Origin of the sequence: Ferruginibacter sp., from assembly GCF_031391665.1 — a bacterium.
Classification (GTDB): domain Bacteria; phylum Bacteroidota; class Bacteroidia; order Chitinophagales; family Chitinophagaceae; genus Ferruginibacter.
Genome location: NZ_JANMUN010000033.1, coordinates 1 through 16,942, shown reverse-complemented (window position 1 = coordinate 16,942; position 16,942 = coordinate 1). Strand labels below are relative to the sequence as shown.

Below are 16,942 nucleotides of genomic sequence, written 5' to 3'. Positions count from 1 at the left end.
AAATAAAATTTGTTGCTTAAATTAGAGTTGTGATAAAAGCTTTAATAATTGATGATGAACCTTCGGCAGTAAATACGCTGCGGCTGATGCTGGAAAGGTATGTGCCGGAAATTAAAGAATTAAAAAGTACTAACGATGCACAGGAAGGTTTGCAGTTAATTAATACATATAAACCGCAATTACTTTTTTTAGATATTCAAATGCCGATGATGACGGGTTTTGAATTACTGAAACAGGTACCCGAAATAAATTTCAACATTATTTTTACAACGGCACATGATAAATATGCCATTGATGCCATCCGTTTTAGTGCACTGGATTATTTACTAAAACCCATTGATGCAGATGAACTGAGGGCTGCAGCAGATAAATTTATTATTAAAGAAACACTTTTACTGCACAATAAATCTTTATACAATAACCTGTTGCATAATATTACAACACCAGATAAAAAAGATTTTAGAATGGCACTGCCTACCAGCAAAGAAACTATTTTTTGCAGGCCGGCAGAAATAATACGCCTGGAAGGCGAAAGCAATTACACCCGGTTTTTTTTTACTGATAAAAAAACATTAGTAACCTCACGTACTTTAAAAGAATACGAAGACATATTGTTAACCTACGGTTTTATAAGGGTACACAAATCGCATTTGGTAAATAAAACTTACGTTACCAATTATACTGCCGATGGAATGCTTACCATGACGGATAATTCAAAAGTAGAAATTTCACGCCGCAGAAAAGAAGAAGTTATTACACAGTTAAAAGCAAACTGATTTAAGAATTTTACATTTACTTTGCCTCCCGGATTATTATCACCGGTTTTTATCAGTAATGAAATACAAACATCTTTTTTTTGATCTGGACCACACCCTTTGGGATTTTGACGCCAATGCAAAAGCTACTCTTACCGATTTGTACGCTTTATTTGAATTGGATAAAAAAGTAGCCGCTCCTTTTGATGATTTTTATAAAAAATATTTATACCACAACGAAATTTTATGGGATAAATACCACCATGGTTTAATAACTGCCGAAGATTTAAAATGGAAACGCATGTGGCGCACCTTACTTGATTTTAAAATTGGCGATGAAAAATTATCAAGAGATTTAAGTGGAAAATTTTTAGAAATACTGCCCACTAAAAAATTGCTTTTTCCGCATACTACAGAATTATTAAATTACCTGCTGGATAAAAAATATGCGCTGCATTTAATTACCAATGGTTTTGAAAAAACCCAGTGGAGTAAAATTAATAATAGCGGGTTGGCAAAATATTTCACCCACATGATTACTTCCGAAGCCAGCAACAGCCTTAAACCTAAAAAAGAAATTTTTGATTATGCCATGGGCAAAGCCGGTGCATCATTAAAAGAAAGCATAATGATCGGTGATAATTTAGATGCAGATATACAGGGTGCTATTAATGCCGGCATGGATTCTGTTTTTGTAAATCATATCAATGCCACATCACACATCAAATCCACTTACACTGTTTATCATTTAAAAGAGTTGGAATTAATTTTATAATAATTTTTTTAAGTGCGTGAAATAAAAAAGCCCTGCTGTAAAAGCCGGGCTTTAAAATAATTTAAACAACAATCATTACAAATGAGCTGTATGCGCTTTGTCTGTGCAGCCGGCCTTAGTTGCAGCAGCAGTAGATTTTGTGCAGCAGGTTTTTCCTTTAGCACATTTTTTAGATTTCTTCTTTTTTCCGTTATCAGCAAAAACTATACTTGTAACTAATAACGCTGCAGTAGCTAATAAAAATACTTTTTTCATGTTTATCTGTTTATTTGAAGAACGTAAATGTAGGGCAGATATTGCAAATTGCCAAGGGCAAACTGTTAAAAATTATAATGTAGCCACGACGGTAACACCACCCTGCACCACCTCGTTCAATTTTACATTTATTTTTGTACCAATAGGCAACAACAAATCTACCCGGCTGCCAAATTTTATAAAGCCCATTTCGTCGGTTTGCTCCACTTTTTGGCCCACCTGTAAATAATTTACAATCCGCTTGGCTAAAGCGCCGGCAATTTGTTTTACTAAAATTTCGGTATTATTTTTTTTAATTACCACACTATGCCTTTCGTTTTCGGTAGATGATTTGGGATTCCATGCCACCAAATATTTTCCTTTATGGTATTGATTATACACCACTTCGCCACTAATGGGGTTGCGGTTTACATGCACATTGGCCGGGCTCATAAAAATAGATACCTGTAAACGTTTGGTTTTAAAATATTCCACATCAATAATTTCTTCTATCACCACCACTTTACCATCTGCAGGTGCCACAACAAGGTTTTCGCCAACAGTAAGCTGCCTTGCCGGAATGCGAAAAAAAGACACTAAAAAAAGCAGTACAAAAAGCGTAGCAAAAAATATTACCCAGCACAAAACCGGTAACGAAGCACTGAAAAAATAAAAGCAGGCAAAATTAATAGCGCCAAAAATTAATGTGCCAATGCCTATTGATTGATATCCTTCTCTGTGAATGGTCATGCAGTTGAATTGAGTTGCAAATATAAAGAGTTTAGGGTTGTAAGTTTAGGGGTTTAGTTGTTTAGGGGTTTAGTTGTTTAGGGTTTAGATCATAAATAATTTTACATATATCCAAACTGCCGGTGCTGCAAATAGTAAGCTGTCGAACCTGTCTAAAAAACCTCCGTGGCCGGGCATTATGGTGCCGCTATCTTTTACATTGGCCATACGTTTGAGTTTGCTTTCAAATAAATCTCCTATTGTGCCAAAGATGGCGCAGAGTGCAGCGATAATTGCGGCATCTTTAACTAGTAACAAATGAGTAAAGTATGCTATCGTTGCTATTACAACTACACAAAGTATTGCACCTCCAATTGTTCCTTCCCAGGTTTTTTTGGGAGATATTTTAGAGAAGGGTGTTTTTCCAATTAATGAACCTACTATGTAAGCCATGGTATCATTTATCCAAATGGAAAAGATTACTGCACAAACATATATTTTACCTAAATCAAGTAGATTGAATTCATCATTCGTTACAAAGTAATTATCCCTGAGATTTAATAATAAAGCTAGTGGCAGTGAAATATAAATAAAGCCGGCAAAAAACATTTGTTTCACTCTTACAGAGACTTGTTTATTATGTGCAACAAATGCTATCAGGCAGATCATCAATATGAACCAAAACAATAATTTTAAACTGATTGAAAATCCAGCTTTAGATATTATTGCATCATAAGAAATATTTTGAATACCGAAAACAATTATAAATGTAAAGCCACAAAATGCAAAAAATCGTTTTATAAATAAATCGATTGTGACATTATGAATTTTTTCAACCAATTTAAAATATTCTGCCCAGCATCCAAAATGTACAATGGTAAATAAAATTAAAAAACTCCAAAAGTTCCATAACAAACCTACCAGCATTACTGCCACAAAAACAACAGCTGTTAACGAACGGGTTTTAAGTGTAGCCACATTTAATGCCATAAAATTATGCCTGGTTTTTATTACCTATTTCTTCTATCTCGGCTAAAAATGGATTAGCAGGATTTATGTAACCTTCTAATAAAGCTTCGTGGCCGGGTCTGTCAATATCTTTTTTACTTACTTTATCAAACGCATACAGCATACCGATTACCCCAATAATACCAACAGCGCCTAACCATACAGGAAAGCGGTCATCAATTTTTGACATGTCAATAGGTTGCCCCGGCTTACTGTAAAAATACAGCATGGTAATACCAATGCCGTTATTAATAAAATGGGCTGCAATACTTACCCAAATATTTCCGGTGCGGTAAAACAGCCAGCCTAAAATAAACCCTAAAACAAAACGTGGTACAAAGCCATCATAACTGCCGTGTATAGCACTAAAAATAATAGCGGTAATTACAATGGCCCAAACCGGTGCTTTTATCCAGCGGCTTAATAAATTTTGTAAGGCGCCTCTAAAAATGGCTTCTTCAAAAACTGCCGGTAATAATGCAACAATTAACATTGATACAATATAATCTCCCACACCATTCATACGGGCCATTACCTGCATTTGCCTGTTATACAATTCTTCGGCAGCCTTAAATTTTATTTGCCACTCTTTCGGAAAAGGAATTTGCTGCCACACTTCGCTTAATGCACCCACAATAAATAAAGCAAAAAACATTGTTGCAAATATTATTGCCAACTGCGGTATAGTGGGTACTTTAATAAATCCTAAATGCCTGATGGCTTTTCTGTGACAAATTTTTGCGTACAAAAAAGCGGGTAAAAAAAACATAAATAATGTAGAGATAAATTGCATTAAACGCAACGCATTGGCATTTTCGGGTTTTAAAACTGCTGCCATAAAACCTTCGCCGGTAAAATTGCGAAAATCTTTCATGTCAAATTTTCCAATTAAAGGAATAATGCTTGCAATGCCGCCAATAATTAATCCGCCCCCTGTTAATAATAATAAAATACCCAATTGCCCCCAGTATGTAAACCGCTTTGTTGCTATATGCGCCATAGATTGAAATTATATGTTGTAAATTTGCAGCAAAAATACGGGATTTGCCACGGAGGCACAGAAACACAGAATGGAATACAGGGAAATTGTTAATTAGGAATTTACGGTGACGAATTATTTTAAAACAACTAAATTTAAAAAGCCCCTTTAGGGGTTTGGGGTTTATGATAAAAATTGGAGAACATATTAGCTTACCGGATTTTCCGTTATTACTTGCACCTATGGAAGATGTGAGTGACCCGCCATTTAGAGCCGTGTGTAAAGACCATGGTGCCGATTTAATGTACACCGAATTTATAAGCAGCGAAGGTTTGATAAGAGATGCGATAAAGAGCAGAAAAAAGTTAGACATTTTTGATTATGAAAAACCTGTAGGCATTCAAATTTTTGGTGGCGATGAAGAGAGTTTATCGCTTGCTGCAAAAATTGTTGATGTTACCAATCCTGATTTGCTGGATATTAATTTTGGCTGCCCCGTAAAAAAAGTAGCACTTAAAGGTGCAGGTGCCGGCGTATTAAAAGATGTTGACTTAATGGTGCGGCTAACGGACGCCGTTGTAAAAAGTACCACTTTACCGGTAACTGTAAAAACCAGACTGGGTTGGGATGACAGCAATAGAAATATTGAAGAAGTGGCGGAACGTTTACAGGATGTGGGTATAAAAGCATTGGCTATACATGGCCGTACCAGGGCGCAAATGTATAAAGGCGAAGCCGACTGGACCTTAATCGCTAAAGTAAAAAATAACCCACGAATAAAAATTCCCATTTTTGGTAATGGCGATATTGACAGCCCCGAAAAAGCTTTGGAGTATAAAAATAAATATGGTGTGGATGGCATTATGATTGGCCGTGCCGCCATTGGTTACCCGTGGATTTTTAACGAGATAAAACATTTTGTAAAAACCGGTGAGCATTTAGCACCACCCACTATTGAAGACCGTGTGGCGGTTTGTAAAAAACATTTACATAAATCTTTTGAGTGGAAAGGACCCAAAGTGGGCATTTTTGAAATGCGCCGCCACTATACCAATTATTTAAAAGGAATGCCTGGCATAAAAGATTACCGCTTTAAATTAGTTACACTAGATACCGTGGAAGAAATTGATGCTGTGCTGGATGAAATTGTAATTAAATACAGTGGTTATACTTTTGAAAAAACACCTATAGAATTAATTAACTATCATGAAAAGTGCCCGGTGCTTTAAGATTTGGGTTTAATGAATTCTTTTATTGCATTTATATAAACATGCCCACGTTGCTCGGCAAAATAATCTGCAGCAAGTGCCAGCAAGGCCATAACGGCTAAGGTTAAACCAAAGCCTTTCCAAAATTGTTTGTCAATTTTATTTTTAAAATAGAAAAATAAAACAATGCCCGTTATCACCATTGCAATTTCTACCCAGCGGTAAATAATAAAATTTTTCATTACAGTTTCCATCCTGGGTATTTCTTTAGCAGTTGCATAAGCCACAGGCTCAAGACCAATGTTGTAAGCTATATCTGCACTTTGTTTACCGCTTCTTGCATAAACTGTGTAACCAGCAACTAGTTGTATAATACCCAAAACCAGCAATGGAATTACTGCACCTTTGAAAAGAGCAGTATTAGTTTTAATAAAAAAGAAAAATAGAACAGCCAGTATTATTGCTACAATACCAATTATAATAAACAAAAGGCTTTCCTGTTTTTCGGCTGTAAAATATTTATAAATAAAACTAAAATCGGTTTGACGCATACAACAAATTTATTGGGTCAGGGCGTTTATAATATCTTTATTAAATGGTTCAACGGTAGAACCAAAATAATTGATCAACCTTCCTTCTTCATCCACAATGTACTTACAAAAATTCCAGGCGGGTGGCTGATTATTCCATCCGTTTAAAGTGGAATCGGTAAGCCACTGAAATACTTTATTTTGATTAACCGATTTAACTACGCTGCTTTTACTCATGAGCGTAAACGTTACACCATAATTTCTTTTACAAAATTCAGCTATTGCTTTATCGTCTCCTTTTTCCTGTTCCTTAAAATCGTTTGCCGGAAAACCAATGATCACTAATTTATCTTTATTGGCTTCGTACAGTTTTTGCAGATCTTCGTATTGATCGGTATAGCCGCAATCGCTGGCTGTATTTACCAGGATTACTTTTTTGCCCTTCAGCGTTTCAAAAGAAAAAGGCGTACCATCAATCAAGGTATCTTTTAAAGTATAAAAAGAAACTGAAGCTGTTGCCTTTTCGTTAGAAAGCGCTTTGGTGTTTGTACCGGTAATCTTTGCCCACCACATCCATGCAGGATAAATTGCTTTTAATAATTTTTGTCTGTAAGTCATATTTATAGAGTTTCTGTTTGCAATTTCTACGTAAGTAAAAAAAACAATGATCAATAGTAAAAGAACAAATAAAAATCTTTTAAGTTTAGAATATAGTTTTAAGTTTTTCACCATTATCAATTATTCATTATTAAATTATCAATTACTTAATCACCCATTTAAACAAATTCAGTTTTCCCTTAAACGGAGGATACTTTATCGCCGGGTCAAACCAGGTTGGCGTTTTCATCACTGCTTTTTTATGGCTGAAAGTATCGAAAGAATTTTTGCCGTGGTAACTGCCCGTGCCACTAAAACCCCTGCCACCAAAAGGTAAGTTATGATTGGTTAAATGCCAGCTGGCATTATTAACACAGCCACCGCCAAAAGCCACACTGTTCAGCCAGTCTTTTTCTTTTGCATTGCTGGAAGTGAAAATATAAAATGCTAAAGGGTTTTTATTCTGCTCAATTATTTTTAGTGCTTCTTCTTTTGTGTTAAAAGAAATGATGGGCAATATCGGTCCAAAAATTTCATCTTTCATTATGGATGAATCTAAATTCACTTTATCCATAATAGTGGGCTCAATAAAGAGTTTGTTTTTATCAGTTCTCCCTCCCTGCAAAATATTACCCTGCGGTAAATAATTTACTAAACGGTTAAATTGTTTTTCGTTGATGATCTTGCTGTAGTTGTAACTGTCTTCCGGCTTATCACCAAAAAATTTTTGTATCGTTGTTTTTAAAGCAGCAACCAATTCATCTTTTTTACTTTCATGCACCAGCACATAATCCGGTGCCACACACATTTGCCCGGCATTGCTGTATTTTGTCATGGCAATTCTTTTAGCAGCTACTTTTATGTTAGCATCGCTTTCCACAACACAGGGGCTTTTACCTCCCAACTCTAAAGTAACCGGCACCAATCTTTCTGCCGCCATTTTATAAATTATTTTTCCAACCACTGTGCTGCCAGTATAAAACACATGATCAAAACTAAAGTTGTTCATCATCTCCGGAATTACTGTGGCGCCATCACCTTCGGTAAATAAGATATATTCAGGCGTAAAAGTTTCTTCAATTAATTTTTTCATTACTGCTGCAGTTGCTGGTGCAAATTCCGATGCTTTTAATACACAGCAATTACCAGCAGCAATTGCACCTGCCATTGGTGTCAATAATAATTGTAAGGGGTAATTCCACGGACCAATAATTAATACTGTACCCAGTGGTTCTTTCATCACAAAACTTTTAGAAGGCAGGTTCAGTAAATTTGTGGGTACCAGGTCGGGCTGCATCCATGCTTTAAAATTTTTAAGCGTAGCATTTATTTCACTCAATAAAAAACCGGTTTCGGTTACCCAGCATTCTTCGGGGCTCTTCTTTAAATCGCTGTATAAGGCGCCATGAAATTCAGTTTCGTATTTTAATAAAGCCGTTCTTAATTTTATTAATTGATCTTTTCTAAACGCATAAGGTTTTGTTGAGCCGCTTTCAAAATATTGCCGCATTGCCAAAAGTTGATTTATGTTTGCCATTACTACTAAATTTGCGGCAAGGTAATAAAAAAGCCCCCCAAATCCCCCAAAAGGGGACTTACGAACTTTTTAATAACTCATCTTTCTTTTAATTTAATAATTGCTCAAATAATTTTAAAATGACGGACGAACAATACATGCAGCAGGCCATTAAAGAAGCACAAAAAGCTTTTGATGCCGGCGAAGTACCCATTGGCGCCATAGTGGTACTGCATGATAAAATTATTGCCCGTGCCCACAACCAGGTGGAGTTACTGAACGATAGTACGGCTCATGCAGAAATACTTGCCCTAACCACTGCATTTAATTTTTTAGGCAGTAAATATTTACCCGAAGCTATATTGTATGTAACCATTGAGCCTTGCCTGATGTGCAGTGGCGCTTTGTACTGGAGCAAAATTGGAAAAATTGTTTATGGTGCCGATGATGATAAAAACAGTTACAGAAAATCTACCGGAGATAAAAATCCCTTTCATCCAAAAACAGAACTGGTGGGTGGTATTTTAAAAGAAGCATGTGCGGTGTTAATGAAAGATTTTTTTAAAGCAAGAAGATAGGTTTACTGCACCACTAATTTTTTCTTAACCATTTGCTGCTTTTGTTGTACTGCAATAAAATATATGCCGGGCTTTAGCGAAAACATTACCACTATATTTTCGTCGCCGCTTACCAAAAGCCGCTGGTCATTTCTTTCTACCTTTCCGGTAATACCAATTATTTGCAACTGAATAAGCCCGGCTTCAAATCCCTTTACTTCAAGTTCCACTTTATTTTTTGCCGGGTTAGGAAATAATTTTACCGAAGCTTTATCTTTTATAAATAGAGAATCTGCAGATTTTTTTTGTACTGTAGCTTTAGTGTTTTGCAAACTGTCGGGCAAATTATTACCCACGGGGTTTTGTGCAAACCCTTTACAAATTCCCAAAAACGTAAAAAACAGTATAATAAATTCTTTCATTTTAAAATTGAATAGGAAACCAATAACGTAAATTTGTGGACTATATTTTGTAATAATATCTTAAAACTTAAAAACTATGGCATTTACATTACCGGCTCTGCCTTACGCACACGAAGCATTGGAGCCACATATCGACACTACCACCATGCAAATACATCATGGCAAACACCACCAGGCTTATGTAGATAATTTAAACAAAGCCATTGCCGGTACCGAGCATGAAAATAAAAGCCTTGCAGATTTAGTAAAACATGCAGGCAGCATATCACCTGCAGTTCGCAATAACGGTGGCGGCCACTGGAACCACAGTTTTTTTTGGGAAAGCCTTGCACCTAATGCAGGCGGCACCCCATCAGGCAAATTAGCCGATGCAATTACTGCAGCTTTTGGCACCTTTGATGCTTTTAAAGAAAAATTTGCTGCAGCCGGAATGACGAGGTTTGGAAGTGGCTGGGCATGGCTGATTGTTAAAGATGGTAAATTAGAAATTTCATCAACACCCAACCAGGATAATCCTTTGATGGATATTGCAGAAGTAAAAGGCACCCCAATTTTAGGTTGCGATGTTTGGGAGCATGCTTACTATTTAAAATATCAAAATCGCCGTGCCGATTATTTAGCCGCCTTTTGGAGTGTGGTTAATTGGAAAAAAGTGGCAGAAAGATTTGAAGGAGCGTAGCCCCTCCGCCCCTAAATGAGAAATGTTCCGAAGATTATGTTTTATATTTTTTGTACCAAGCTTTAGTAATTCTATTTTACTTCAGTGGCACAGTTTATCCTGAAAAACGAAGGACACTCTTGTACAGAATAACTTTACTCAACATCTTAAATTCATAGCTGTAATCTTAACTGGTTACAGTTTTTTTATTGATACCCTTCACCAGGTTCTGCATATTATAAAATTCACCACAAAAAATCATCCCATGCATTTGCATTTATAATTGAATATTGAAAGTTGAGTATTGAATATTTTTTCGCAATCAGTATGCTGCAACAAAACCCTCCAAGGGTTTTAATCATAAACTTTGCAGACATTAAACTAAACCCTTGGAGGGTTACAAATTACGGCACCGGGTCGTGCCCGTGTCCTCCCCAAGGATGACATCTTGCAATTCTTTTTACAGTAAGCCATAAACCTTTTATGGGTCCATATTTTTTTAAAGCCTCAATACCATAATGAGAGCAGGTGGGTGTATAGCGGCATTTACTGCCCAGCCATGGCGAAATGATCCACTGGTACAGTTTTATTAAAAATATAAACGGCCAGCTAAGTATTTGTAACAGTTGTTTCATTTATAATTTTTAATACCCGTTTTATTACCGCTGTTATTTTCTCAAAAATTAATTCGTATTCTGGTAATTCGTTGCCGGTGTAAATAATAAAGACTGCTAAATTTTTATTGCGGATATTAATTTTATCGGAAAGTATATTTTTTTGCAACCGCCAGGCTTCTCTAATTAATCTTTTAATACGGTTCCTGTCAACTGCTTTTTTAAAATGTTTTTTGCTAACACTAAAAGCAGTTTGTAAATTATTTTTTGTGAGGCTTCCAGGTGGAGCTTCCAGGTACAAAACACGAAAAGGAAAAACTGAAAACGATTTACCTTCTTTAAATAATTGCTCAATAGCTTTACGGCTTTTGAGTTTATCGTTTTTACCTAATGTATATCGTTGTTTATTTTCCAAATTGTATCTGGAAGCTCCAGCTTCCAGTACTTAAACACTGCAAGTTTTGGCTTGTAACTACAAAATTAAAAAAGCCCTTCAATAGTAAAGGGCTTAAATGTATTTTAATTTCTGCCAACCGGCAGAGATTGAGCGGTTTTATTTCTTATCGCCGTGTTCGCTGCTAACAGTAAGTTTATGGCGGCCTTTTTTTCTGCGGCTTGCTAATACTTTACGTCCGTTTACACTTTCCATACGCTTGCGGAAACCATGTACCGATTTTCTGCGGCGTTTATGGGGCTGATACGTTCTTTTTTTACCTGGCATTGTTTAAATTTTTTCCTTTTACAAAATAATTTTTCTAAAACATCCATCAGGACACCATTCCCGGGGATTGTGAAAGGACGGCAAAAGTAAGGGAAAATGTTGAAAGTTGAAGGTAGATTGTTGAAAGTTTTTGGATCCTAAAGGCTCAAATGAGTAGATTTTATTTCTTTTCCGTAAAAATTAGTGGCATGGCTGTCAAAATCTTCGGTGGAGTCAGTTGTAAAAAAAGAGATTTGGCCATTTTTGCTGCATTTGGCCTCCATTTCGGGGTGCCGGCTTAAATATTCCTGCAGGCTGTCGGCCACAATTTTTCCCTGCGATAAAACCTGCATACCCTGTGGTGCAAATTGTTTTATTTTCTCTATTAATAATGGATAATGGGTGCAGGCCAGTAAAATGGTATCAATACCCGGTGATTGTGAAAGCAGTTTATCAATATCTTTTTTTACAAAATAATCGGCGCCGGCACTTTGGTATTCATTATTTTCAATAAGCGGCACCCACATGGGGCAGGCCTGCTGGTACACTTTTATTTGAGGATAAAATTTTGCAATTTCTATGGGATAAGAATTGGATTGAACCGTTCCGCTGGTACCCAATATACCCACGTTATTTGTTTTAGAAAAGCTGCCAATAATTTCTGTTGTAGGTCTTATAACTCCAAGCACTCTTTTATCTGCACCCATTTTTGCCAAATCGTTTTGCTGTATGGTACGCAATGCTTTTGCCGAGGCCGTGTTACAGGCCAATATAACTAATGAACAGCCCTGGCTAAAAAACCATTGTACACATTGTAAGGTATACTGATAAACCGTTTCAAAACTACGAGTACCATACGGTGCACGGGCATTATCACCCAGGTATAAATAATCGTATTGCGGCAACTGGTCAACTATTTCTTTTAAAACAGTTAAGCCGCCGTAGCCGCTGTCGAATACTCCAATGGGGCCTTTATTCATGTATCAAAAATACAAAAGCCACTCCGTTTTAAAGGAATGGCTTTTTGTAAATATATTTTTGCAAAGTAATTATTGTTTCGCAGGAGGAGTTGCTGGTTTTACCGGTGCTTTTGGTGCGTCAACAATACCTAATTCTTTTTTTACCAAAGGCAAGATATCATCTCCCGGAGGGCCAACTAAAACTGAATTAATATCCAGCACATAAGAATAGCCGCTTTTTTTAGCTACCGATTTTATGGCATCCATAGCTTTTTGCTGTATAGGTGCAAATTTTTGTTGTGCAGCCTGCTTTGCTTTTTCCTGTGCTTCGTTATTAAAACCCTGTACCCTTTGAATTAATTTAATGAGTTCATCTCTTTTAATTTCCTTCATGCTTGCATTTAATGTAGCAGAGTCTTTAATAAACTGGGCGCTTTTGTCATTGGCTTCTTTTTCCAAATCATCATATTGCTTTGCAAGAGATTCCTGGTATTCCTGTAATTCTTTATTGGCCTTTTGAGTTTCAGGCATAGCTGCAATTACTTCGTCAGTATTTACATAACCAATTTTTGTTTGTGCTGAGGCACTTAAAAATCCTAACGCCATTACACCAGCTACGATTAATTTTTTCATTGTTTTTTTTGTGTTTACTTTTTTATATAGTTTGTTTTTTTATGGTTTTGGCTGCATAGCGGCCAGGTATTAACATTTTATTTTACACCCAGGTTTCTCAGCACTTCATCACTCTTGTCTAATTTTGGGTCGGCAAAGATAACGGTAATTCCTTCACTTTTATCCAATATAAAATCATATTGCCTGTCCACCGCCAATTTTTGAACGGCATTGTAAACCTTATCCTGTATGGGTTTTATCAGTTCCTGCCTTTTTTTAAACAGATCTCCTTCAAAACCAAAGCGTTTCTTCTGTAAATCCCTTAATTCTTTTTCTTTGTTATATAACTCGTCTTCTCTTTTCTTTTTTAATTCGTCGCTCAGCATCACCTGCTCCGCATCATATTCTTTAATCATCTTATCTACCATAGTTTGCTTTTGATCAATTTCCTGCTGCCATTGATCGCTGAACTGGTCCAGTTTTTTTTGGGCTTCTTTATAATCAGTTAGTTTTTCTAAAATATATTTAGAATCGATAACAGCGTAGCGCTGGGCATTGCCGGCAGTAGCAATAAGCAATAAGCAAAAGGCAATAGGCAAAAGTTTTTTCATCGCAAATTTTTTTACAAATTAACTAATAAACAAATTAACCAATTTTATTCGGGTTCCTGACCAAGCATAAACGTAAATTTAGCAGCGCCTTTTAATCCACCTGCCTGATTGTACCTGTCAAACCCAATACCATAATCGAAGCCCAGCAAACCAAACATAGGTAAAAAGAAACGCATACCCACACCGGCAGAACGGCGTAGTTTAAAAGGATTATAGCTTTTAAAATCGTACCATCCATTTGCTGCTTCAAAAAATGCTAAGCCGTAAATAGTGCTGCTGGCACTGGTGCTAAACGGATAGCGCAACTCCATGGTGTATTTATTAAAAATGGTAAAGTATTGGTTTGAAGAAACATTATCCGGGTTAACCCTTGGATTGGATGAAGAATATACCGGGTAACCACGATGAGCAATAATATCGTAACCCAGCAAAGCAAAGTTGTTGCTTAAGCCGGCATCACCCACCTGAAAACGTTCGAATGGTGAAATATCAAGTTTAGAATTATACCTTCCAATAAAACCATATTTAGCAGCAGCTTTTAAAATAAATTGTTTATTCTTATCAGCTCCTCTTGCCCTGCCAATGGGTACATACCACTCGCCGTTAAAACGCCATTTATGAAACTCGGGTAATGCATAAGGATTTGTTGCCGAACCAGAATTGATGCCTAAGGCAGAATAAGGTAAAGTAAACTGGCTGCTCAATAAAAAGTTAGAGCCACTGGTTGGAAATATCGGATTTGGCCCTGCACTATTACGCACCAGTGCAATTTTTAAACTTACATTGGTAGAGGTTCCATCGCTTAATCCTGCAAATATATTTGGATAATTTTTTAGTTTGTATTGCTGTACATTAAGGGCATAAATTAAATTAAAGTAATCATCGGGCCATTTTAACTGCTTGCCCAGCGATATGCTAAAGCTGCTTGTTTTTACATAAGAGGTATCGCCGCAGGATTTACAATATTGCCCTGTAAACTGGTTGTAGGCATTAGAATATCTTGTATTAGAATAACCTATAGTAAATGAATTACGTTTTTTTCCACCCAGCCATGGTTCAGTAAAAGAAAAGTTATAAGAGCGGAAAGCTTTACCATTAGATTGTATCCTTGCACTCAATTTTTGCCCGTCGCCAGATGGTAAAGGATCCCAGGTAGATTTTTTTCGGATATTTTTTATAGAGAAATTATTGAAGGTAATACCTAACGTACCCGTTAAGCCGATGCCACCTCCAAAACCTGCAGAGAGCTCTAATTGATCGGCAGATTTTTCTTCAATTTCCCAGTTAATATCCACCGTACCATTATCTGCGTTAGGTACCACATTAGGATTAATTTTTTCAGCATTTATAAAACCAAGCTGTCCTAATTCTCTTTGTGTGCGTATAATATCGGCACGGTTGAATTTTTCGCCTGGTACGGTTCTTAACTCACGGCGTATAACATAATCTTTTGTTTTATCGTTGCCCGAAATGGTGATGTTGCCATAAGTTGCCTGTGCGCCTTCGCTCATTCTTACTTCAAAATCGATAGTATCTTTATTTACGGCTGTTTCTACAGGATCTATCCTAAAATAAAGGTACCCGTCATCCATATACAAACTTTGCACATCGCCGCCTTCGGCAGATACCTGTTTGCCCAGGCGCTTGTTTAATAAATCTAAATTATATACATCGCCTCTTTTAATACCCAGCACCATATTTAAAATAGAATCAGAATATTTTGTATTCCCCTTCCAGGTAATATCTCCAAAATAATATTTGCGGCCTTCGTTTACTTTTAAAAATATATTCAGGTTATTTTTTACATCGTAAATAGCAGTATCGCCAACAATCACCACATCTCTGTAACCCTGTGAGTTGTAATAATCGAGTACGCTTTCTTTATCTTCTGTGTATTTTTTATCGCTGAATTTTCCGGAACTTAATTTTAAACGAACGTAGGGGTCAATAATTTCTTTTGTTTTTGTTAAGGAAAGAAAACCAACATTATTAATGTATTCCTTAAATGTCATTTTTTTTGCAGAATCGCCGTAAGGATTTTTTACCGATATGGGATATAATGTAAACCGAGGCATTTCTTTTGTGCCCTTCATTTGCTTTTTAAGCTTTTGCTCTGCCAGGGTTTCGTTACCGCTAAAGTTTACTGAGTTTATTTTTACTTTGTTACCCTTGGTAATAAAAAAGGTTAATGAAATAGCATTATTTAAAGCCGTCATTACTTCTTCCTCCACTCTAATATCTACATTTCGGTAACCTTTTTCATAATAAAATTTACGAATGGCCTCAACAGCGCTTAACCTCATATTTTCTGTTACCACTCTTTCTTTTACCAGGGCCACTTTAGTTTCCAAATCGTCCCTTTCGCCTTTTTTTACACCTACAAATTTAAATGCGGCTAACCGTGGCCTTTCAGTTAATTCAAAATGAACATATAAATCTCTGTCCACTAATTTTGTAAAAGAAATTTCAATATTGGAGATAAGGCTTTGCTTCCATAATTTGGCGATGGCTTTTCCAAAAACATCGGTGCCGGGTATTAAAACTTTATCGCCTACTGCAAGGCCCGAAATAGAAATAATTAAATTTTGATCGAAAGCTTTTGTACCGCCAACAGTAATACCGGCAATGGTATATTCCTTAGGTGTTTTTGAATTAAATATTTCCTGTAATGCAGGATCAACAGATACAGGAGGATCAACCTGGGCACTGGCAATTTGACTAAAAAATAAGACAGTTACGATAAAAAAAATCCTTTTGTAAATAAGGTGCATCAATTGGTATTTTATGAGCGGCAAATTAAGCCCATTAATTAAAACTATTTGTTAATCTTAGTGGTTTAGAAGTTTAGGGTTTAAAAGTTTAGAAATCTAAATTTTCAACATTAAGCTTTCAACTTTTCACCTGTTCGCTTGTCTTTCCAAACCTCCGTTCCCGGTTTTGGTAGTCCAAAATGGCTTCGTATAAATTTTCTTTTCTAAAATCCGGCCAAAGTGTATTTGTAAAATATAACTCTGCATAGGCAAGCTGATACAGTAAAAAGTTGCTTATGCGGTATTCGCCGCTTGTTCTTATCATTAATTCCGGGTCGGGAAACTGGCTGGTACACAAGTATTTTTGAATAGTTTCCTGGTTAATATCTTCTGGTTGTAAATTATTTTGCTTTACATCTATCGCTATATTTTTTATAGCTGTATTAATTTCCCAGCGGCTGCTGTAACTTAATGCCATAATAAGATTTAAGCCGGTATTAGTACTTGTTTCCAGTATAGCTTCGTCCAGTTCTTTTTTAGCTAAAACCGGCAGCATATCTACAGCTCCAATAACGTGAAGCCTGATATTATTTTTATTAAGTGTAGGCACTTCTTTACGAATGGTATCTACCAGTATCTCCATCAGGCCGCTCACTTCATACGCAGGCCTGTCCCAGTTTTCGGTACTAAAGGCATAGAGCGTAAGATATTCAATACCCAGTTCAGCA

21 protein-coding genes are annotated in these 16,942 nt (G+C 36.4%); 5 read left to right on the top strand and 16 right to left on the bottom strand.

The genetic code is table 11. From position 1 onward, the window contains the following. The first annotated feature begins 29 nt into the window (after positions 1-29). Together ACY651_RS03095 and ACY651_RS03090 are read left to right on the top strand one after the other, a co-directional pair. Positions 30-776, top strand: coding sequence for a LytR/AlgR family response regulator transcription factor (locus ACY651_RS03095; protein ID WP_462249610.1), 747 nt, complete (start codon positions 30-32; stop codon positions 774-776). Positions 777-834: 58 nt separating this feature from the next. Further along, the gene (locus ACY651_RS03090) at positions 835-1,530 is read left to right on the top strand and encodes a YjjG family noncanonical pyrimidine nucleotidase (protein ID WP_462249608.1); all 696 of its coding nucleotides are present in this window, start codon (positions 835-837) and stop codon (positions 1,528-1,530) included. Positions 1,531-1,605: 75 nt separating this feature from the next. Here ACY651_RS03090 and ACY651_RS03085 read toward each other — a convergent pair whose 3' ends face one another. The 4 genes from ACY651_RS03085 to ACY651_RS03070 all read right to left on the bottom strand — a co-directional run bounded on the left by ACY651_RS03085 (position 1,606) and on the right by ACY651_RS03070 (position 4,501). Then, entirely contained in the window at positions 1,606-1,785 is a 180-nt protein-coding gene (locus ACY651_RS03085; protein WP_462249606.1) for a hypothetical protein, read from the bottom strand. A 72-nt stretch (positions 1,786-1,857) separates the two neighbouring features. Beyond that, positions 1,858-2,514 (bottom strand): phosphatidylserine decarboxylase family protein, encoded by a 657-nt coding sequence (locus tag ACY651_RS03080; protein WP_462249604.1) that lies wholly within the window; start codon positions 2,512-2,514, stop codon positions 1,858-1,860. 84 nt (positions 2,515-2,598) lie between these two features. Continuing rightward, the gene (locus tag ACY651_RS03075) at positions 2,599-3,483 is read right to left on the bottom strand and encodes a phosphatidate cytidylyltransferase (protein WP_462249602.1); all 885 of its coding nucleotides are present in this window, start codon (positions 3,481-3,483) and stop codon (positions 2,599-2,601) included. Positions 3,484-3,487: 4 nt separating this feature from the next. After that, positions 3,488-4,501, bottom strand: a complete 1,014-nt coding sequence (locus ACY651_RS03070) for a lysostaphin resistance A-like protein (protein ID WP_462249600.1) — start codon at positions 4,499-4,501, stop codon at positions 3,488-3,490. A 164-nt stretch (positions 4,502-4,665) separates the two neighbouring features. On the opposite strand from ACY651_RS03070, the gene dusB reads away from it, so the two are divergent. After that, complete coding sequence (gene dusB, locus ACY651_RS03065) at positions 4,666-5,709, top strand: tRNA dihydrouridine synthase DusB (RefSeq protein ID WP_462249598.1); 1,044 nt, start codon at positions 4,666-4,668, stop codon at positions 5,707-5,709. Here the strand turns inward: dusB and ACY651_RS03060 are convergent. The 3 genes from ACY651_RS03060 to ACY651_RS03050 form a co-directional block, all read right to left on the bottom strand. Further along, positions 5,706-6,239: a hypothetical protein gene (locus ACY651_RS03060; RefSeq protein ID WP_462249596.1), complete on the bottom strand. Its 534-nt coding sequence runs from the start codon at positions 6,237-6,239 to the stop codon at positions 5,706-5,708. The two genes, dusB and ACY651_RS03060, sit on opposite strands and share 4 nt — an antisense overlap. Positions 6,240-6,248: 9 nt before the next feature. After that, on the bottom strand, positions 6,249-6,836 hold the full coding sequence (locus ACY651_RS03055; RefSeq protein WP_462249594.1) for a glutathione peroxidase: 588 nt from the start codon (positions 6,834-6,836) through the stop codon (positions 6,249-6,251). A 142-nt stretch (positions 6,837-6,978) separates the two neighbouring features. Beyond that, positions 6,979-8,352: an aldehyde dehydrogenase gene (locus tag ACY651_RS03050; protein WP_462249592.1), complete on the bottom strand. Its 1,374-nt coding sequence runs from the start codon at positions 8,350-8,352 to the stop codon at positions 6,979-6,981. Between the two features lie 119 nt (positions 8,353-8,471). Here ACY651_RS03050 and ACY651_RS03045 point away from each other — a divergent pair, with 119 nt between their 5' ends. Further along, positions 8,472-8,909, top strand: a complete 438-nt coding sequence (locus ACY651_RS03045) for a nucleoside deaminase (protein ID WP_462249590.1) — start codon at positions 8,472-8,474, stop codon at positions 8,907-8,909. A gap of 2 nt (positions 8,910-8,911) precedes the next feature. Here ACY651_RS03045 and ACY651_RS03040 read toward each other — a convergent pair whose 3' ends face one another. Then, positions 8,912-9,310: a T9SS type A sorting domain-containing protein gene (locus tag ACY651_RS03040; protein WP_462249588.1), complete on the bottom strand. Its 399-nt coding sequence runs from the start codon at positions 9,308-9,310 to the stop codon at positions 8,912-8,914. Between the two features lie 76 nt (positions 9,311-9,386). On the opposite strand from ACY651_RS03040, the gene ACY651_RS03035 reads away from it, so the two are divergent. Continuing rightward, the gene (locus ACY651_RS03035) at positions 9,387-9,989 is read left to right on the top strand and encodes a superoxide dismutase (RefSeq protein ID WP_462249586.1); all 603 of its coding nucleotides are present in this window, start codon (positions 9,387-9,389) and stop codon (positions 9,987-9,989) included. A 383-nt stretch (positions 9,990-10,372) separates the two neighbouring features. On the opposite strand, the gene yidD is transcribed toward ACY651_RS03035, so the two are convergent. From yidD to uppS, 8 genes are all read right to left on the bottom strand, one after another. Then, a complete protein-coding gene (yidD, locus tag ACY651_RS03030) occupies positions 10,373-10,603 on the bottom strand; it encodes a membrane protein insertion efficiency factor YidD (RefSeq protein ID WP_462220024.1) in 231 nt (76 codons plus the stop codon). After that, the gene (rnpA, locus tag ACY651_RS03025; protein ID WP_462249584.1) at positions 10,578-10,997 is read right to left on the bottom strand and encodes a ribonuclease P protein component; all 420 of its coding nucleotides are present in this window, start codon (positions 10,995-10,997) and stop codon (positions 10,578-10,580) included. Before rnpA ends, yidD begins: the two co-directional genes overlap by 26 nt. A 138-nt stretch (positions 10,998-11,135) precedes the next feature. Further along, positions 11,136-11,303 carry a 50S ribosomal protein L34 gene (gene rpmH / locus ACY651_RS03020; protein WP_462220022.1) on the bottom strand — a complete coding sequence of 56 codons (168 nt, stop codon included), beginning with the start codon at positions 11,301-11,303 and terminating at the stop codon, positions 11,136-11,138. 137 nt (positions 11,304-11,440) lie between these two features. Further along, a complete protein-coding gene (gene murI / locus ACY651_RS03015; protein WP_462249582.1) occupies positions 11,441-12,262 on the bottom strand; it encodes a glutamate racemase in 822 nt (273 codons plus the stop codon). A gap of 69 nt (positions 12,263-12,331) precedes the next feature. After that, positions 12,332-12,874, bottom strand: coding sequence for an OmpH/Skp family outer membrane protein (locus ACY651_RS03010; protein ID WP_462249580.1), 543 nt, complete (start codon positions 12,872-12,874; stop codon positions 12,332-12,334). A 77-nt stretch (positions 12,875-12,951) separates the two neighbouring features. After that, positions 12,952-13,464, bottom strand: coding sequence for an OmpH/Skp family outer membrane protein (locus tag ACY651_RS03005; RefSeq protein WP_462249578.1), 513 nt, complete (start codon positions 13,462-13,464; stop codon positions 12,952-12,954). A gap of 44 nt (positions 13,465-13,508) precedes the next feature. Then, entirely contained in the window at positions 13,509-16,235 is a 2,727-nt protein-coding gene (locus tag ACY651_RS03000; protein ID WP_462249576.1) for a BamA/OMP85 family outer membrane protein, read from the bottom strand. Positions 16,236-16,353: 118 nt separating this feature from the next. Next, positions 16,354-16,942: polyprenyl diphosphate synthase (uppS, locus tag ACY651_RS02995; RefSeq protein ID WP_462249574.1), on the bottom strand; the 589-nt coding region annotated here is incomplete at its 5' end.